General features: G+C 69.2%; 15 protein-coding genes and 4 pseudogenes. 9 read left to right on the forward strand and 10 right to left on the reverse strand.

What is annotated here, in order from left to right; translation table 11 throughout:
- Positions 1–273, reverse strand: a pseudogene (locus ACFC0B_RS38505) (hypothetical protein); the annotation flags it as partial.
- Here ACFC0B_RS38505 and ACFC0B_RS38510 point away from each other — a divergent pair.
- Entirely contained in the window at positions 272–1,045 is a 774-nt protein-coding gene (locus ACFC0B_RS38510; protein ID WP_376097421.1) for a group II intron maturase-specific domain-containing protein, read from the forward strand. The pseudogene ACFC0B_RS38505 and the gene ACFC0B_RS38510 overlap by 2 nt on opposite strands.
- 217 nt (positions 1,046–1,262) lie before the next feature.
- Positions 1,263–1,983: pseudogene (locus tag ACFC0B_RS38515) on the forward strand (IS5 family transposase); the annotation flags it as partial.
- A 7-nt stretch (positions 1,984–1,990) separates the two neighbouring features.
- On the opposite strand, the gene ACFC0B_RS38520 reads toward ACFC0B_RS38515, so the two are convergent.
- Entirely contained in the window at positions 1,991–2,368 is a 378-nt protein-coding gene (locus ACFC0B_RS38520; protein ID WP_376097424.1) for a hypothetical protein, read from the reverse strand.
- Between the two features lie 413 nt (positions 2,369–2,781).
- On the opposite strand from ACFC0B_RS38520, the gene ACFC0B_RS38525 reads away from it, so the two are divergent.
- Positions 2,782–2,997 carry a DUF6243 family protein gene (locus ACFC0B_RS38525; protein WP_376097427.1) on the forward strand — a complete coding sequence of 72 codons (216 nt, stop codon included), beginning with the start codon at positions 2,782–2,784 and terminating at the stop codon, positions 2,995–2,997.
- A gap of 432 nt (positions 2,998–3,429) precedes the next feature.
- Here the strand turns inward: ACFC0B_RS38525 and ACFC0B_RS38530 are convergent, their stop codons facing one another.
- Both ACFC0B_RS38530 and ACFC0B_RS38535 read right to left on the reverse strand, forming a co-directional pair.
- Positions 3,430–4,008: a hypothetical protein gene (locus ACFC0B_RS38530; RefSeq protein WP_376097430.1), complete on the reverse strand. Its 579-nt coding sequence runs from the start codon at positions 4,006–4,008 to the stop codon at positions 3,430–3,432.
- A 390-nt stretch (positions 4,009–4,398) separates the two neighbouring features.
- A complete protein-coding gene (locus tag ACFC0B_RS38535) occupies positions 4,399–6,222 on the reverse strand; it encodes a pentapeptide repeat-containing protein (RefSeq protein ID WP_376097433.1) in 1,824 nt (607 codons plus the stop codon).
- A gap of 282 nt (positions 6,223–6,504) precedes the next feature.
- On the opposite strand from ACFC0B_RS38535, the gene ACFC0B_RS38540 reads away from it, so the two are divergent.
- Positions 6,505–7,146, forward strand: coding sequence for a C39 family peptidase (locus ACFC0B_RS38540; RefSeq protein ID WP_376097436.1), 642 nt, complete (start codon positions 6,505–6,507; stop codon positions 7,144–7,146).
- Positions 7,147–7,683: 537 nt separating this feature from the next.
- Here the strand turns inward: ACFC0B_RS38540 and ACFC0B_RS38545 are convergent.
- A complete protein-coding gene (locus ACFC0B_RS38545; protein WP_376097439.1) occupies positions 7,684–8,361 on the reverse strand; it encodes a transposase in 678 nt (225 codons plus the stop codon).
- 403 nt (positions 8,362–8,764) lie between these two features.
- Positions 8,765–9,070 carry a DUF1330 domain-containing protein gene (locus ACFC0B_RS38550; RefSeq protein ID WP_376097442.1) on the reverse strand — a complete coding sequence of 102 codons (306 nt, stop codon included), beginning with the start codon at positions 9,068–9,070 and terminating at the stop codon, positions 8,765–8,767.
- An 86-nt stretch (positions 9,071–9,156) separates the two neighbouring features.
- Between ACFC0B_RS38550 and ACFC0B_RS38555 the strand changes: the two genes are divergently transcribed.
- From ACFC0B_RS38555 to ACFC0B_RS38565, 3 genes are all read left to right on the forward strand, one after another.
- Complete coding sequence (locus ACFC0B_RS38555) at positions 9,157–9,570, forward strand: LysR family transcriptional regulator (RefSeq protein WP_376097445.1); 414 nt, start codon at positions 9,157–9,159, stop codon at positions 9,568–9,570.
- Positions 9,513–10,127 carry a LysR substrate-binding domain-containing protein gene (locus ACFC0B_RS38560; protein ID WP_376097568.1) on the forward strand — a complete coding sequence of 205 codons (615 nt, stop codon included), beginning with the start codon at positions 9,513–9,515 and terminating at the stop codon, positions 10,125–10,127. Before ACFC0B_RS38555 ends, ACFC0B_RS38560 begins: the two co-directional genes overlap by 58 nt.
- 509 nt (positions 10,128–10,636) lie before the next feature.
- Positions 10,637–11,044 carry a DUF6896 domain-containing protein gene (locus ACFC0B_RS38565; RefSeq protein ID WP_376097448.1) on the forward strand — a complete coding sequence of 136 codons (408 nt, stop codon included), beginning with the start codon at positions 10,637–10,639 and terminating at the stop codon, positions 11,042–11,044.
- A gap of 28 nt (positions 11,045–11,072) precedes the next feature.
- Here the strand turns inward: ACFC0B_RS38565 and ACFC0B_RS38570 are convergent.
- The 3 genes and pseudogenes from ACFC0B_RS38570 to ACFC0B_RS38580 form a co-directional block, all read right to left on the reverse strand.
- Positions 11,073–11,423 (reverse strand): annotated as a pseudogene (locus ACFC0B_RS38570) (transposase); the annotation flags it as partial.
- A gap of 78 nt (positions 11,424–11,501) precedes the next feature.
- Positions 11,502–12,017 (reverse strand): transposase, encoded by a 516-nt coding sequence (locus tag ACFC0B_RS38575; protein WP_376097571.1) that lies wholly within the window; start codon positions 12,015–12,017, stop codon positions 11,502–11,504.
- Positions 11,918–13,144, reverse strand: a complete 1,227-nt coding sequence (locus ACFC0B_RS38580; protein ID WP_376097451.1) for a transposase — start codon at positions 13,142–13,144, stop codon at positions 11,918–11,920. The genes ACFC0B_RS38575 and ACFC0B_RS38580 overlap by 100 nt, the downstream gene beginning before the upstream one ends.
- Positions 13,145–13,865: 721 nt before the next feature.
- On the opposite strand from ACFC0B_RS38580, the pseudogene ACFC0B_RS38585 reads away from it, so the two are divergent.
- A pseudogene (locus ACFC0B_RS38585) lies at positions 13,866–14,984 on the forward strand (transposase).
- A 173-nt stretch (positions 14,985–15,157) separates the two neighbouring features.
- Here the strand turns inward: ACFC0B_RS38585 and ACFC0B_RS38590 are convergent.
- Complete coding sequence (locus tag ACFC0B_RS38590; protein WP_376097454.1) at positions 15,158–15,922, reverse strand: class I SAM-dependent methyltransferase; 765 nt, start codon at positions 15,920–15,922, stop codon at positions 15,158–15,160.
- A gap of 316 nt (positions 15,923–16,238) precedes the next feature.
- On the opposite strand from ACFC0B_RS38590, the gene ACFC0B_RS38595 reads away from it, so the two are divergent.
- Complete coding sequence (locus ACFC0B_RS38595; RefSeq protein WP_376097457.1) at positions 16,239–17,030, forward strand: IS5 family transposase; 792 nt, start codon at positions 16,239–16,241, stop codon at positions 17,028–17,030.
- Positions 17,031–17,162 lie beyond the last annotated feature (132 nt).

Below are 17,162 nucleotides of genomic sequence, written 5' to 3' on the forward strand. Positions count from 1 at the left end.
TCGACCGGACATGCCGCACCGCGGCAGCGGTGCGACCCGGTCGGATGATCGCGACCGGCCGGGTCGGCGAGCCCCTCCGCAGCGTTCCGGCCCCACCACATGGCGCACCGGTGTGTGGGTGCCGGCGCGAAGCGCGCCCTCGGTGAGCAGCGGTCGCCAGCCCTCCACGGTGTGGGTGCGCCACCCGGTGTGCTCGTCGGGCTGGAGGGTGATGGCGGCGAGCTGGGTGTCGGTGAGGGTGCCGCCGTCGAAGATCTCGCATCCGGCCCTCATGGACCGTGTACGAGCTCGAATCGGGGACAAGCGTGTCCTGGCCCTGGTGAAGGCATTCCTGAAGTCCGGCATCCTCGGCGAGGACCGGTCCTTGAGGAAGACCGACACCGGAACCCCGCAAGGGTCGATCCTCTCCCCGTTGCTGAGCAACGTGGCCCTCTCCGTCCTGGACGAGCACATCGCCCACGGACCGGGAGGACCGTCGAGCACCTTCCACGAGCGGCAGAGACGCCGCCGACGCGGACTGCCGAACTACCGGCTCATCCGCTACGCGGACGATTGGTGCCTGGTCGTCTCAGGCACCCAGGCCGACGCGGAAATGCTGAGGGAAGAGGCCGCAGAGGTGCTCTCCACGATGGGCCTGCGCCTGTCACCGGAGAAGACCCTGATCACCCACATCGACAAGGGCCCCGACTTCCTCGGCTGGCGCATCCAGCGCCACCGGAAGCGAGGTACGAGCAAGCACTACATCTACGCTTACCCGTCCCGCAAGGCCCTCGCGGCCGTGATGGCGAAGGTGAAGACACAGTGCCGCAAGACAGGCACCGGCCTGCCGTTCGATGCCCTGATCATCTGTCTCAATCAGATGCTGCGCGGCTGGTGCGCCTACTTCCGGCCGGGCGTGTCCAGCTCGACCTTCCAGTACCTCAGCTCCTATCTCTGGGGCAGAGTGATCGGATGGCTGAGGCGACAGCACGCCCGGATGACCTGGAAGGATCTCCGCCGGCGATTCTGCGGCGGGGGCTGGTGGCCGGCTGGCGAAGGAACGTGAACTGTTCAGCCCTGCGAAGGTACCGACCACGCGATATCGGTACCGGGGGACAGTGATCCCTTCGCCATGGCCGACCACGGGATGAGATAAGTCCACACATGACCAGGGGACTTGTGGAGCGCCCGTTGCGTTGAGAGGCACATGGCGGGTGCGGGAAGCGGTCCGGAGAAACGGCCCGACCGAAAGGCGGGACCGCGCTCCGGACCGACTTCACCGCTCGCCCTGGCGGGACCTGCCGGACGAGCTGGGGCCGTTCCAGACCGCTCACAAACGGCTGTTGCGGTGGGCGGTCGACGGCACGTGGCAGCGGATCTTCGCCGCGGTGCTGGCCGCGGCGGACGCCGAGGACGACATCGACTGGACCGCCTCGGTGGACTCCACCGTGTGCCAGGCCCACCAGCATGCCGCGGGTGCCCGCAAAGGGTGACGGCGGCCTGGGCGAACCCTCCGACCACGCCATCGGGCGCTCGTGTGGAGGCCTGAGCACCAAGATCCATCTGGCCAGTGATGCCCGCGCCCGCCCGCTGGCGCTCGTAGTGACGGCCGGGCAGGCCGGCGACGCGCCCGCGTTCACGACCGTCATGGCCGGGATCCGCGTTCCCCGCACGGGCCCCGGGCGACCGCGAACCAGACCCGACACAGTGATCGCGGATCGCGCGTACTCCGCCCGCGCGATCCGCTCCCACCTGCGCGACCGGCACATCCGTGCGGTCATCCCGCAGCCGGTGGACCAGGTCCGCAACCGACTGCGGCGCGGCTCGCGAGGCGGTCGCCCACCCGGCTTCGACGCCGAGGCCTACAAAGAGCGGAACACGGTCGAGCGGTGCATCGGCCGTCTGAAGCAGTGGCGCGGTCTGGCCATGCGAACCGACAAGCTCGCCGTTGCCTTTCAGGCCGCGCTCCACCTTGCCGCCATCCTCATCTGGGCCCGGCGGTAGGCAGCTGTCAGCGATCGGCAGCCCAGCGCGCGCCGGCAGGCCACGAACCCGTGCCGAGGATGTGTTCTATGAGCTCGAATGCCTCACGGATGGGCACCGTGTCCTGGTCCGGGTACTCGTCGTACTGCCCGTTGGACAGGACGAACCCGCTGCTCGTCCCCTCGGCCCCGGTGTCCGTGGCATGCCCGCCCGGATCGCCCTCCTCTTCGAGCAGAATCACCATCGCACGCTCAGTGTTCGTCACGAATGCCAGCGAGCGTCCAGACGAACTGGCCAGCCACGTCTCACGGAGCCCACTGTCGATCCTCGACCGCAGAACCCCCTGCACGGTCTCGGAGGACACAGGGACAAGGTTGTCGCCATTGATCACCCAGGACTCGATCACGAGCAAGACGATCTCACGGATCGATCCAAGAGACAGGCCCTAACGGCGGGGCACGGGTGAGACGATCTCTTTCGTGTCGTCCGTGTGCTCCGACCACTGACAATGCCCACAGCGGCCTAAACCCGCCCATCTGGACCTACCCGGTCGGGTGGCGACCGGCGGGGCCTGGCGGTGCTGAGATTTCCGGAAGAAAGCGGCTGGCCCCGGGCGGGCGGCGAAGGCCCGGCCGACGCCGGGGTAGCGAAAAGGTTGGTATGCGGGGCCGGCGGAACCAGGTAACGTCTTTGCCATGTTCTTCCAGACGCCGATTTACGAGTGAGCGCGTGACGGGCCCCCGCTGACATCCCTCGACGTCGCCGCCCGTCCCCCACCGATGAATCCGTAGATCACTTCACATCATTAACCGGAGACCCGTGACCGTGAGCAAGAACATCAACAACCCCGTGGGCATGGGCGGCGGCCAGCGCAAGAAGCTGTCCCGCGCCGAACGACAGAACAACGGTCCGCACCGCAACCTCGACCGCCAGGGTGCAGCCGACCAGAAGGCGGAGCTGGTGCGCAAGATGCGCGAGAAGGCAGGCACGACTGAAGGCGCCGGGCAAGCGGGCGACGACACCGCACAGAGCTGACGCACCGCCGCCGCCGGGAGGCACGGGGCACGGCTCGGACCGCGACGCGCGGTCCGAGCCCTGCTGCCATATGTGGGCTCTGCTGCCGTACCGGGCGCGGCCGGTCCCGTTCAGCTCTCGGCCGCGACCCCGGCCGCCACCCCGGTCGCCGCCGCCATCGCCCGCCAGAAGCTGAGTATCCTCAGCCGCCGCGAACCCGAGAACCAGCTCGTCCAGGCCCTCGCCGAACGCCGTTCCCACCACGACAAGGCCATCCGCGCCGGTGTCATCCCGCTGCGCCTTGCTCGCCTGCAGACGGCTGGCGATCATCGGCTGGCCCCCGCCTGCGCGGGGGAGGGCAGCGGATGGTCCTGCCCGGCGCCGGATGTCCCGACCGGGCGGGCGCTCCCTCGGTGCCGTGACTTCGGTCCGGTCCGTGCCGGGCGGGCTGCCTTACGCCTTCGGGATGGTGAAGCCGAAGGGCAGTTGGCGCATGAGGTGGTGGTAGCCAGTGGCGTCGCGGGCCAGGGATTCCAGGTGGAGGACGGCGTGGATCGTCGCGAGCTCGCTGTCGGTGGGGCTCATGGTGTGCCGGCGGGAGCCGGGGACCGGGCGGGAGCCGGCCAGAGCGTTGTGCAGGGCCGCGGCGTCGATTCCGGGCAGGGTGCCGGCTTCGGCGGCGGCGAGGACAGTCTGCAGGGTGTCCATGCTGGTGCCGCGGACCTGGATCCGGGTCGGGCCCGGTGGTGGTTCCGGCTGGGGTTCCGGCTTTGTCTGGAGGGTCCGGAAGGCCAGGGCGGTCCGGCCGAACTGGGTGATCCGTGCAGCCCAGTTCGGCCGGGCGCTGTCGGTGGCGAGGGTGTCGAGGATGTCGTCGTCGGCGAGTTCGCACAGGCCGTGCCCGGCCAGACCGCGCGTGATGCTTTTGGCACGGGACTGCTTCCCGAGCAGCTGTGTTCCGGTCGTCCAGTTGTCCACGTCGTGGCCTGCCAGGTCCTCCAGCACGGCCCACTCGTCCTGACGGAGCGTCACAATTCCCTCCCGCAGAGTTGCGTCCGCGCGTCATCCTGCCAGGAGCTCCGCTGCGTTGTACGGCGAAGTTCACAGGTCACACTGGGCTGGCCGGTGACGGGCGCATTCGTCTGCGATGGCCTTCGAGCGGCCGCGTCGGCACGCGGCGCGGTCCCGGTCCCCCTGCTTCGTCGACCGCGCTCACCCTCATGACCTGGTGCGCGTAGCCGGGGTCACCACTTGCCGGTCCTCGCCCTCGAACTCGGTCTCCATCGGTAGCGCGGACCAGTCCACTTGGCCATCCGACTCCAGCCACCACTGCCGGGCTACCGCGCAGGAGCGCTGCCAGGTGACCGGCCGGCGCGGCGCCCACCACGGGTCGCTCCCCTCCGGCTCAGCCCAGCACTCCGGTCAGCGCTTGACACGGCCGCGGACGGCGAGGGCGGCCAGACCGAGCAGGACGGGTTCGCCGATCCGGGAGGCCGTCTCGATGACGGTGCCGGCCAGGGTGAGGTGCTGCCCGCTGGAGCGGAACACCATCGAGTCGACCACCACCAACGCCGCCTTCTCCGCCCGCTTCGCGGTCACCCGCTTGCTCCACGGCAGGGACAGCACCGGATCCGGGGCCTTCGTCGTCGCCACCACCCCGGCCCCGTACGCGCCCTCCGTCCGTGGGTTCGGCGTGTCGTCCGGGAGCCCGAACAACACCAGCAGCAGCAGGGCCGCACCCATCGCCGCCAACAGCCACGAAAGCGCCCGCGACGCCCGCAGACCGTACCCGGACGCCAGCCAGTACACCCCCAGCAGCCGCCGCTCCGCCCGCGGCCGCAGCACATCACGCCGGCGCATCTCCATCTCGCCGTAGTAGAAATCCGCCGCGCCCGGCTCGTTCCCCGCCTCCTCGAACGCCTTCCGCAACTGCTGATACACCCCCACCAGATCATCCGGACCCGCCCCCAGCCCCGGCTCCCCGTGATGCTGACCCGCCGGCCACCCCCGCCCAGCCACCCCACCCACCTGGGCACGCCAGTGTCGCTCCTCGGCGAGGACCTTGCGCCGCGACCACCTCACGGGCAGCGCACCCCGGCGCCGCCAGCCGGCCGGCGGCGCCGCGAACCGGCACCCGAACCCGATCTGGATCTGGTTCAGGTGGAACGCACCCGTGAACTGGCACCGGCTCAGATCCACATCGGTGAGGACCAGCCGCGCGGCGTCCACCCCGCGGAGGGAGGTCAACCGGATACCGGGATCGGCGCCGTCACCGACGAGGATGCTCTCGTCCAGCGCACTGCCGTCCAACAGGGTGAACGGCACCGGCCAAGCCTGCAGCGACACAGGGGCGGACAACGTCGCACTGCTCAGGAGCACCGTGGCGTACCGAAGACGCAGCACCGCCGACCCCTCGAACACAGCCCGCTCGAACGTGATGTCCGAGGCTGCTCCCTCGATGGTGACCTGTGGCCCCGCGAACCGGGCACTGTCGAAACCGATCCCGCCCACACCGACCATCGGGCCCAGCTGCTGCGACCCCTCGAAAGTGGCCGAGTGGAACCGGGCCTCGCCCTCGAAGGTGGCCGAGTGGAACCGGGCCTCGCCATTGAACGTGGACGAGTCGAACACGGCCTCGCCGGTGAACGTGGCCGAGTCGAACAAGGCGGCGCTGGTGAACGTGGCGGAATGGAACCAGGCCCTGCCGTTGAAGGCGGCCGAGTCGAACACGGCCGTGTCGGTGAAGGCGGCCGAGTCGAACAAGGCGGCGCCGTTGAAGGCGGCCGAGTCGAACCAGGCGTCGCCCTCGAAGGTGGCCGAGTGGAAGCGGGCGTCGCGGGTGAAGGTGGCCGAGTCGAACACGGCCTTGCCGGCGAAGGTGGCCAAGCCGAACCAGGCCGCGCGGGTGAACGTGGCCGAGTCGAACACGGCGTTGCCGGTGAACGTGGCTGAGTCGAACCGGACGTCGCCCTCGAACGTGGCCGAGTCGAACACGGCGGCGCGGGTGAAGGTGGCCGAGTCGAACCGGGCGTTGCCGTTGAAGATGGCCGAGTCGAACCAGGCGGCGCCGGTGAAGGTGACCAGCGTGAAGTCGGTCTCGCCGAAGCGAGGCTTGCCTGACGAGAGGTCCGTGCAGGCAGCGAGGAGGGCGTTCAGCAGATGCTCGTCGATGCTGGTGCCCCGGAAGTCGAGATCACTGCCGGCCGCGAGAGTACCCAGGTAGGCAGCGCAGTCCGCGGACGACATGTGCCGAAGGCACTGCCCACCAGCGACTACCTGTATGCCCCGGCAGCCCACCGGATCATCGGCGGACACACCCTCCCCGCAATGCGGCCAAGCAGGAGCGGCTATGTTGGATCCAACGGTCATGACGACGATCTAACGACCTTCCGACCTGGATGCGCCAGAAATCGGCAGGTTGTGACAGAGCCCAGAATAGGCCACCACCGGACGTACCCCTGAACGCCGCCGGCCGCCCCCGCAAGGCCGTCCGGACCGTCCATACCCCCTCTAGCGGAAGCCGGAAGCATGCCGGAGAAGTCGGACGCCGGGCCCGTCCCTTACCACGCCCAATGGGTGTCGGCGGACCTGGTGGAGTCCATCGTCCTGGGCACCACGAGCGCACGGGACGACCCCCGCTGGAGGGAGTCCGGCGCGGAATCCCGGGATGACTACGACTTCTGGAGCTGGCGCAGTTGCGGTATGGCCTGCCTCAACATGGCGCTGGACCACTGGCTGGGCGTCACGCTGCCGACCGTCGTGCTCGCTAAACGGTGCATGGCCGCCGGAGGGTACGTCCCCAAAGGCGAAGGGTTGGTGGGCCTCATCTACCAGCCCTTCACCGAGTGGGTCTGGGAGGAGTTCCGACTTCCTGCAGAGGTGCACACGGAGCTGTCGGTGGAGAGCCTTCGCCATGCCGTCGTGCAGGGGCATCTCGTCATGGCATCGGTCCACCCCGACATCCGCAGGCCGGCGCGACGGGCACCGGGGCGTGGCGGGCATCTTGTCCTGGTCGTAGGCGCCGACGACACGCACCTCTACCTCAACAACCCGTCCGGCTTCGCTGGCGAGTCACAGAGTTACGCACCCGTTGCGTTCGATGACTTCACACGATTCTTCGCGGGGAGGGGCATCCTCCTCTCCCCGCCCGAAGGGAGCGCGTCGTCGTGAGGCTGGAACGACGATGGGCTGTGCGCCGGCTGCCGCCAGACCGATGCCGACCGGAAGGCGTCGGAGGCCGCCGTGCGGGAGCGGGCCGCCGCCGAAGCCGCGGCTGCCGAGGCGAAGGGCACCCGCTCCTGGTGGTGCCGCCCCTGACCCGGCCGCAGCCCTGGCGCAGGCGCTGACCTGCGCCGGGGAGTTTCGCCACCGCCTGTGACCTGCGCCGGTGAGCTTCGCCTCGGGCGGCTGAGCCCCGCCCCGGGGCCGCCGGCCCCGCACCCGGGGACCGGCCGTCAGAACCACCCGCACCGCGCGCCGTACGGCCGGTGAGTTCTCCGCCGCGTCGGGGAGTTCCGCCCCGTCGCCCCTACCGGCCCCCGCGGCCGGGTCCGGCCGGACCCCGGGCCCTGGTGCGAGGAATGTGTCCGTGCGGGCGGCGGAGTCGGCCGCTTCGCCCAGGGCGCCCTTGAGCCAGGGATTGCCCGGGCCGGCCGGGCCGGTGGTGTTCTTCGTTGCGGACTGGATGGTTCTCGGACACAGCTCGGCCTAGGAGACCAGGTGTTCCGGGCTGGGGAAGCGGCTCATGTCCAGGCCGATCTCGGCGAGGATGATCTGCGCGGTGGCCGCTCGGACTCCGGGGACGGCGTCGAGGCGCACGACCAGCTCGGGCCCGGGGCGTCCGGCGGCGGTCGGCGCGCCGTCGTGCCCGCCGGCGACGGCGGCCGGGCCGGCCAGCTCGCCGAGAGGCGCCGAGACGTGCCGGTCGAGTTCGGAGACCACGCTGGAGAGCTTGATCTGTGCGTCTTCGAGGGCCTTCTCGACGCGGTGTTTGTGGCGGGTGCGGTCCTGCGTGAACGCGATGCGGGTGCGGGTGAGGTCCCGCAGCGGGCGCACCGGATTCGGCGGGACGAACGAGGCGCGGACCTTGCCGCGCTCGGCGAGCTTGGCCAGCCGGACCGCGTCCAGCCTGTCGGTCTTGGGGCGTCCCGGGACGTTGTTCACCTCGCGGGCGTTGACCAGCCGGCACTCCGGGCCGAGGGCCTCCAAAGGGTGGAAGAACGGCTTCCAGTACTTGCCGGTCGCCTTCATCACCACCCGCTGCACGCCTTGGCAGAGCAGCCGGTCGCCCAGCTCCAGGACCGCGTTGGTGGTCGAGGCCACCGTCCAGACCTGTTGCACCCGCCGGCCCTCGCGTTCCTCGTGCGGCAGCGGCGTGCAGACCACTCAGGACGGCTTCGCGAGGTCGATCGCCGCGACCCGGGTCACCGTCCCGTTGGACAGGTCCTCCCTTGTCTCCTCCACGGTCGTCCTCCCTTTCGTACGCGTTGCCGGGACGGGGCCGTCCGGGAGGCGGGAGGGAGGGGGAGAAGCTGAACGGCGTGCTCAAGGTGACAGTGCGTGGTTCCTCGAGTGGCCCCCTCACCAGACTCCTCTGCGGACTCGAGGCCCGGACATCGTGCGGTGTCAGCAGACGGCCCCCGCACCGACCTGTGATGTCACAGCGCCCGTCCGGCCGCGTGCGGGGTGATGCCGCCGATGAGCCGACAAATCCGAAACAGGACAGCCGAAGCGTCAGCCAGTCGATGGGTCAGACCCACCGGTAACATCACCACGAACGTCATCACTGTCAGTCGATGCCTTCGATGATGCGGAAGTCGCGCTCGAAGCCGTCGGGGAGGGCCGCCAGCGCCTTCTGGTACGCCTCGCTCTCGTAGGCCGCGACGGCCTGTTCAAAGCTGTCGAACTCGATCAGAACGACGCGTTGCGTGATTCCGGCCTCGTGGGCGACGACTCGACCGCCACGGGACGGGAGGAGGGACAGGTTGCGCCCGCCCCCAGCCCGGACAGCCAGACCGGCCAGCTTGTCGTAGGCGGCCAGTCTCTCAGGGTCGGAAATGGAGGGGTAGACACTGACCCAGTAGCCCTTGGTCATGGAGACCTCCTGTGTTCGGCCGGACACGTCTGACTTCGAATCGGCACTCAGATCGATCGATCCCGGCATGCGCAGGTTAGGGCTTGATGTGTGGTCGAGGGAAAGACCGGTACGGGATAGACTCAGAACGGATCGTTATCAATCGGCAGGGAGAGCGCGTGGCGCCGGATACGGTGAGCCTGCGGTACTTCCTGGTGCTGGCACAGGAGTTGAACTTCACCCACGCGGCCGCACGGATCGGTATCGCACAGCCCGCACTCAGCGCCCGGATGCGCCGATTGGAGGCGGAACTCGGTACGGCTCTGCTGGTCCGCAACACGCGTAGCGTCATATTGACCACGGCCGGTGCGGCTTTGGCGGAGTCCGCACCGCGCTGGCGGCGCTGGACCGGGCATGGGACACCGCCCGGAGCGCGGCGGCCGGTGAACTGGGCACGCTGCGCATCGGATACAGCCTCAGCACCGGGGCCGAGACGGCACCGGCCCTGGTGGACAGACTGATTCGCGGCACCAGCGGACTCGAGGTCAGCGCGGTCCCGATGACGACACCGGAGATCTCCCCCGCAGTGGCCGACGGCCGCATCGATGCCGGGATCACCCGCGGTGAACAACCGGGCCGTGGCGTGCGCCGGTTCCTGCTGCGGCGTGCGCGCATCGGAGTCCAGCTGGCGCAGCACCATCCGCTGGCCGAACACCCTGAGATCGAGATCGCCGACGCGGCCGCGTATCCGCTGCGACTCCCGGACCGTGCGGCCAACCCCGTGATCCACGATCAGCTGTCCGCACTGTTCCGAGACACCCGACCACGCCCCCGATTCCACACGCCCGCAGTCTCTTTCGACATGTCGCAGCGCGACCTGCGCGACGGGGTCACCCTCGCCCCGGCCGGAGAAGCCGCGGCCACGGCACAACCGGCCGGTCTCACCTGGCGACCGCTGCGGGGCACGCCCAGCCTGACGATCCACCTGGTCCTCCCACGCGAGCAGTCGCCGCTACACCGCCGCATCCGTGCCGTCGCCGAAACCCTGGCGCACGAGCTGCACTGGCTGCCGGACTGACGCGCAAGAGGTCAAGCGAGACGGACGCCTGCGGCGGCGAGGCCGAAGACCCTGCGCCTGGCGGACTTCGCGGTGATGACGACGACGGCGGCGGTCTTGCTGAATGTCCGACACGACCTCGGTACGCCGGCGGATCAGCATCCGAAAGCCTGAGAGCACGAACTTGCCTAACAGATTCCTTGGATATCAGTCAGGCAGGTTTGCTCCGGAGTACTTGCCTGACGTGCCTGGTACCTGCTGGGCACCCTGGATAGCCTGCCGGCAGACGAATCCGTCACGGTGACCCAACACGCTCGACCCGGGACCATCCACCGGCTCAGCTGGAGCGCGATGCCTCCCTCGGCCTCTAACCTGCCGTTTGACCCGCAGGCCAAGTGATGTGGGGTTCTGGCGCGGTGAACTGCACCGTGGAGGAATCGTGATCCTTGATCACGTGATGATGCCGCGGAGGATACGTGTTGCAGGGGGTGGAAAGCGACGCTGCGTCAGCACACTCATCACGAGATTTGGTGCTCGCCTTCGTCAGCGATCTCGGCGCGGCCGGCACCGCGATGCGGGAGGCATTCCCTGCGCTGGAGCGGCTGGCTGACGTGCTGGTGTTCACCCGCTCGGGACGGATCAGCCGCAGGGGTGAGGCCGGCAGGTACTCATACCTGGTTCACGGTGCGGGTTGTCGAATGACGGGTCCGGGCGGGATCGACGTCGACGTGGACTTCGTCGGCGGGGCGGAGGCCTTCGACTTCTGGCGCCTGCGTTGCTACGGACAGAGCCTGCCTACGCCTGTCGACCCCACGGCGGAAGAACTACGGGCGGCGGTCGAGAACCTGAAGGACGTCCTGGCCGAGGTGAGGCCCGGGTGGTTCACGGTGTCCAGCAATCATGACGGACCTGCCGGGGCTGACGTGTCCGGCGCCTGACTCAACCGGCCCTCCCTTTCATTGCCGCTCAGGGCCCGTCCGCGGCCAGCCCCGACCGTCTGGGTTTGGTGCCCCCCTGGTGGTGGGCGGGGCGGGTGCACGCCTCGTCGGTGGCGAGGACTCTGCCGATGTCGTGACGCGTTGCCGAACGGCTGTTTCTCGAACCGAGCGGGCGCCCACGGTCAGGCCGGGAGAGTTTCGGTGCTCGCGCTGGCGTTGGGCTCTGCACGTAGAGGTTCCTGAACCCCCGCCGCACCCGGGCCGGGGTCAGCTTGTTCGACTCGGCCCGCTTCTCCCACGGCCGACGGAGGTCGGCGGCCAACGGGCGCGCGAGGCGGAGCTGCGTGTGGGCGGTGATCACCAGCCGTGTCGTTCTATCAACCATCACCATCAGTCACGCGGGCAGCTTGACATCCTCATTGGGAAGACTCTGTCGGGGAGCTTGGTCGCTTCCGCATCAGCTGACGGCTCGCCAGGAACGTAGGCGCGGGATGCCGTGCTGGTCGAGGTAGTCCTGGAAGATCGTCGGCCGTCGTGGAGGCGGGCTCTCGCCGGGAGACCGCCGGCTGAGGCGTTCGATGTTGACGGCGATAGCGGTGAGTACGTGTTGCAGGTGCGCCTTGGGCTGTCCGCGGTAGCGGCATCGGCGCATGCCGTGGCCGTGGGCGAATTCGCAGATGGTGCCCTCGATGCCGGAGCGGATCGCGTAGCGCTTGTGCCAGGCCGGGTCCTGCTGGTCGGCGCGGTTGCGCAACTGCGGTACGAGCAGCTCACGCGGAGGGAAGCCCACGGTGCGGTGGGAGTCGCGGGATGTGGTGCACTTTGCGCGTGCCGGGCATGGCTGGCACTGGCTCTTGGTGAAGCGGGCGACGATCAGCGGGGCGGCGGTCGGAGAGCAGGTCGGGTAGGGGCCGTGCCAGCCGGCGCTGGTCTGCCCCCGCGGGCAGGTGACCTCCTTCCGGTCGAAGTCGATCCGGAAGTCGTCGCGGGCGAAGCCCTCGCCGCGGCGGTGCTGGTGGGTGGGGTTGCCCGGCAGCGGTCCGACGACGGTGACACGGTGTTCGCGCGCCGCCTGTTCCAGGTGGGGCAGGGAGGTGTAGCCGCCGTCGACCAGGTGCTGGTCGGCCGCAGTTCCCGGCGTTCCAGCCGGGTGTGGATGCCTGTCAGGACCTCGGTGTCTGCGCTGGTCGCGGGCATGGTCGCCACGTCAGTGATCACATTGGGGCTCTCGCCGGAGCAGGTCTCGGTCATGTGCGCGAGGAAGCCCGTCCAGCGGGTGACCTGGCCTCGGCGTGCGTAGCGGGCCGTCGGATCGTAGGGCGAGACGATCCGGTGCGCCGAGGACGGCAGACCGCTGTGGTCGTCATCGTCGCGCCAGCGCAGGCGCCCGGCGCGGTCCCAGTAGTAGTTCTGCACCAGGATCTGCCGTAGGACCTGGACTTGGGGCATGCCGAGCAGGGACGGATGGTTGCGGCTGAGGTGTTCACGCAGGTGGCGGGCATCTTGACCGGTGTTGTTGATCCGGGTCCTGGGCCGGGTGGGGGTCTTGCCCAGTCGGACCGGGCGGCCGTAGCGGCGGCCCCAGTCCTCGCCGACCAGGTCGTCCAGCGCGTGGCCGGCGGTGCGGGCGAGTTCCTCCAGAGCCGCGCGCACGGCCTCGGTGACCAGCTCGAGGCGGGTCAGGTCGCGGACGGTGGCCAGGACGTGGGTGGAATCGGTGCGCCGGGTAGTGCGCTCCCGGACCAGACCGGCCTCCTTCAGACGGGCCAGGGCGAGATCGAGCAGGCGGTCCGCCCGGCCGTCCTGCAGCAGGCGGTCGCGGAAGTCGGTCAGCACGCTGTGGTGGAAGCCGGGATCGTCGAGGTCGAGGCGGAGCAAGTACTTGAAGTCGATGCGGCAGCGCACCGCCTCGGTGGCATCGCGGTCGGACAACCCGAGCAGGAATTGCAGCACGCTCACCGTGGCCAACTGGGCCGACGAGAGCTCAGGGCGCCCGTCGCGCGGGTACCAGTCGGCGAAGTCCTCGTCCCGCCACAGCCCGTCGAGTCGGTCCCGCACCCACATCGCCGTCGTACCGCCGGGATTGCTGGCCCTCGCCATCCGCGCGGTCAACACGGGGACCTCGCCACCCGGACGGGTACGGACCGATATCTGCACTCCTCGGGAGTCTCGCGGGCACCACGTACACACACGAGACTGGCGCACCACCACGATCCCCGGCAGCCGAACACCAAGATCCCCGACAGAGTCAAGCTGAGCTTGTGCTTTATGTTCCTTGGCCGTCATGCGGCGGCAGGGGGATGCTGTAGGCGGCGTCAAGCCTGTTGATGATCTTCCGGAGTTCGCGGGCGCCCCGAGGTGACATCGCGTTCATCACCGTGTCGAGGAGGTCGCGAGCCTCCAAGGGGTTGCCGCAGCAGTACCAGTGCACGTTGCCCAGCTCGTAGTCGTGCCAGTGCTGCCGCTTGGAGCGGCGAACGTGGTCCCGCCACAGGCACACAGCGACGGTGACATCCCCTGGTTGCAGATAGTTCCGGGTGCGTTCGAGGCGGGCTACCTCGGAGAGCGCCCGTGAGGAGACGCCGTCGATCGCGGGTCTCGAAGCCTGCGCCCGATGTGAGGGGAGGCTGGTCCGGACGTCCGTCGGCCGTCTACGCGGCATGGACCTTTCGGTTCGTCATCACGCGCTCCATGGTGCCACGATCACGCGCGCTTCTCGAACGAGTTCACTCATCTGGGAGTTCGCCGGACGTGAACACGGCCTTCGTCTGACCATGTGCTCCGACCAAGGACGCACCTGAACTCGACGAAGGCCGTGGGGATGAGTTTGCTGTACAGCGATGTCCAGCGAGAGCCGTTCGCTGAAGCGTCACACTTCCGGGAGGACTTCTACGGGTGCCTGGCCGCGCGGCGTGACGAACTGTTCGAGCTCGCGGGCGCGCTGCTGTGCGCGGACGGGCCTGTGACGTCGCCGGTGGAGCTCACGGTGGTGCCCGAGCACCGCCGGGGGCACGGCGCGCTGTACGACGCTCTGTCGCCGGCGGACAGTGGCGCGAGGGCGATCCGGACGTTCTGGTCGTCTTCGACGCCGGTTACGACGCCCCGCGCATGGCCCACCTTTTCGACGGACTGCCCGTCGAGATTCTGGGCCGGATGCGCTCGGACCGCGTCATGCGCCGGCCGACACCCACGCAGCTGGAGTACGCCCGGGCCTATCCCCAGGGCGGGCGGCCGCCGAAGCACGGCAAGGAGTTCCGCTTCGCCAAGCCCGAGACCTGGGGCGAACCCGACGCGGTAACCGTCCAGGTCACCGACCGCAATGGCACAGCGCAGGCGATGGCCTGGGACCGTCTCCATCCCCGGCTCACCACTCGCTCCGCGTGGATCGACCACGACGGCGGAGCTGCCCATTATCGAGGGGACGTTGATCCGCTTGGAGGTCGACCGGCTGCCCGGCGGCGGAGACCCGCTGCCGCTGTGGCTGTGGTCCTCCGCCACCGGCATGAGCGCCGCCGACGTCGATCTGCGCTGGCAGGTGTTCCTTCGGAGATTCGACCTGGAGTACACGTTCCGGATGATCAAGCAGACGCTCGGCTGGACCCGGCCGAAGCTCTGCACACCGCAAGCGGCGGACCGGTGGACGTGGCTGGTCGTCGTCGCGCACACCCAGCTCCGCCTCGTCCGGCCGCTCGCCGAGGACGTTCGCGGGCCCTGGGAGAGGCCAGTCGAACCGAACAGGCTTACCCAGGCCCGGGTCCGCCGGGGCTTCAGGAACCTCCGCCCGACCTTGCCGTGCCCGGCCCGTGTGCCCAAACCCACCCGACCTGGCCCCGGCAGGCCGCTCGGCTCGAAGAACCAGCGGCCCGCCACCCGCTACGACGTGGGCAAAACCGTCCGGCGCCCCGACACCATCGTCGAACGCGACCGGATCAGACCATAAAGAACAAGCTGAGTGGCTGTTGCTGTTCCGATCTTGGGCGGTATTGCTCGAGCGGGAGTCTCAATGTCGGGGGACCGCGGTGGTTGCCGGGCATGAGAAGGCGGCGTACGTGGTCGTTTCGGTGCAGGCTGTCATGTGAGGCTCGCCGTGGTCCCCAAGGAGGAATGTCGCCTCTACTCGGGCCGCCGACGCGCGAGATGGACGGTGATGTCGGCGGTGATCTCGACTTTCTCGGGCAGGACCTGGGCGATCGCGTCGTATGCCTGCTGCCGCCTCGGTTGCGGCAGGTGGAGATAGGCCGAGATGGTCGACAGGTGACCAATGTAGTCGGGAGCGCTCATGGTCAGGCGCCGCTCGATGACGGACTGCCGAACGTCAACGAACAGCTGAGACCGTTGCAGCTCCGTGCCCGGCCACTGCATCGCCTCATCCGGAGCAGTCCCGTCGGGAGATGGAACCTCGTCGCTCGCCAGGAACGGCGCCCGTGCCGCATGCACAGCTTCCTCGACAGCTGGATCAGCCAGTTCAAACGGGCCACCGAACGAGGAGAACACACCCTCCGGTTCCAGTAGCGCGGCCACTCTTGACCACCGACCCTCCGGGTGTGTCCAATGCAGGGCTGCCGCCGCATAGACCAACCCGTAGGTCTCACCTGGCCGCAGGTCCTCGAACGCGGCCCGGACGGTCGTCACGCTTGCGGGCACCGTTTTGCGTAGCTCGGTGAGCATGGCCGCGTCGGGCTCCGTGGCCGTGACCGCGACCCCGTGCGCGGCGAACAGACGGGTTGCCTTGCCTGTCCCCGCACCGATCTCCAGGGCAGTCGGGACCGGCCGACCCGCATACGCGAGCACCAGGTCGAAGAGCTCCTCGGGATACCCTGGCCGGAACCGTTCGTAGGCCTCCGCAATCGCGCCGAAGCTCAGTGCACGAGTAGACATGCCGAGCATCCTGGCACGACCGGGACAGACAGCGCTTGGCAATACTCGGTGGGCCCTTGGCCTTCCGATCTTGAGCGGTTCCCACGAACAGAGGTCTCGATCGGGTGAACGTGGCCGGCGCGGGCATGAGAACAGGGACTCTTGGTAGCTCAGAGGGTGTATACGCCAACAAGCTTTCCAGGAGGCCCTGTTGTCGCAGTTGTACGCCCTCGGTCCGGTCGGGTCCAGTCCGGTCACCCTGTCGTGTGACTGTCTCGCGCACCGGTTCGGGAATGCCGCGGACAACGGGACGCGGCAGCCGCGCTACCCCACGGGCATGACGGACGCGGAGTGGGCCGCCGTCCGCCCGCTGCTGCCGATGCCCGGCTGGTTGCAAGGGCGAGGCGGGCAGCCGGAGGCATACTGTCACCGGGCGATGCTGGACGCCATCCGCTACCTGGTCGACAACGGCATCAAGTGGCGGGCCACGCCCGGTGACTTCCCGCCGTGGGACCGCGTCTACGGGTTCTTCCGCCGCTGGCGCGACCACGGTCTGGTCCAGGAGTTCCACGACCGGCTGCGCGGAAAGGTCCGCGAGAGAGCGGGCCGGGACGCCGAGCCGAGCGCGGGAGTGATCGACTCGCAGTCGGTCAAGGCGGACGCCGTCGTCGGCGCGGACAGCCGTGGCTTCGACGGTGGCAAGCTGATCAACGGCCGCAAGCGGCACGTTGTAGTCGACACGCTCGGCCTGCTGCTCGCGGTGGTGGTCACCCCGGCGGACGTCGGCGACCGCGCCGCCGCCGAGATGCTGCTCGCCCAAGTAACCGACGCGCACCACCTGCTGGAGCTTGTCTGGGCCGACGGCGGCTACACCGGCGGACTCATCACCTTCTGCCTCGCCGCCTTGGCGCTGGTGCTGGCCATCGTCAAGCGCAGCGACGATCAGAAGGGGTTCGTGGTGCTGCCCAAGCGGTGGTTCGTCGAGCGGTTCTTCGCCCACCTGATGCGCACCCGCCGCCTGGTGCGCGACTTCGAGCGCCGCACCGGCAGCGCCGAGGCGATGGTCTACTGGTCGATGACCCTGCTCATGACCGGCCGCCTTGCCCGGCCACGCCCTTCGCGAGCGTGAACCGCCGCGGCGCCGGCTCGGCCAGCCAACCGCGGGGGATGTAGGCCGCCGGCTGACCCCCGCGCCTGCAGGGAGGACAAGGCCTTCACCGACCCGGCCAGCGCCCGCGACGGCTGACCCCCGCGGGTGCGG

Source organism: Kitasatospora sp. NPDC056184, assembly GCF_042268405.1.
In the GTDB taxonomy this organism is placed as follows: Bacteria; Actinomycetota; Actinomycetes; order Streptomycetales; family Streptomycetaceae; genus Kitasatospora.

Coding starts and splice junctions, on each gene's coding strand:
- ACFC0B_RS38510 (WP_376097421.1), top strand. CDS start 272: ATGGACCGTGTACGAGCTCGAATCGGGGACAAGCGTGTCCTGGCCCTG.
- ACFC0B_RS38535 (WP_376097433.1), bottom strand. CDS start 6,222: ATGTCGTCCGCGGACTGCGCTGCCTACCTGGGTACTCTCGCGGCCGGC.
- ACFC0B_RS38540 (WP_376097436.1), top strand. CDS start 6,505: ATGCCGGAGAAGTCGGACGCCGGGCCCGTCCCTTACCACGCCCAATGG.
- ACFC0B_RS38550 (WP_376097442.1), bottom strand. CDS start 9,070: ATGACCAAGGGCTACTGGGTCAGTGTCTACCCCTCCATTTCCGACCCT.
- ACFC0B_RS38555 (WP_376097445.1), top strand. CDS start 9,157: ATGTGTGGTCGAGGGAAAGACCGGTACGGGATAGACTCAGAACGGATC.
- ACFC0B_RS38580 (WP_376097451.1), bottom strand. CDS start 13,144: ATGGCGAGGGCCAGCAATCCCGGCGGTACGACGGCGATGTGGGTGCGG.
- ACFC0B_RS38590 (WP_376097454.1), bottom strand. CDS start 15,922: ATGTCTACTCGTGCACTGAGCTTCGGCGCGATTGCGGAGGCCTACGAA.
- ACFC0B_RS38595 (WP_376097457.1), top strand. CDS start 16,239: ATGACGGACGCGGAGTGGGCCGCCGTCCGCCCGCTGCTGCCGATGCCC.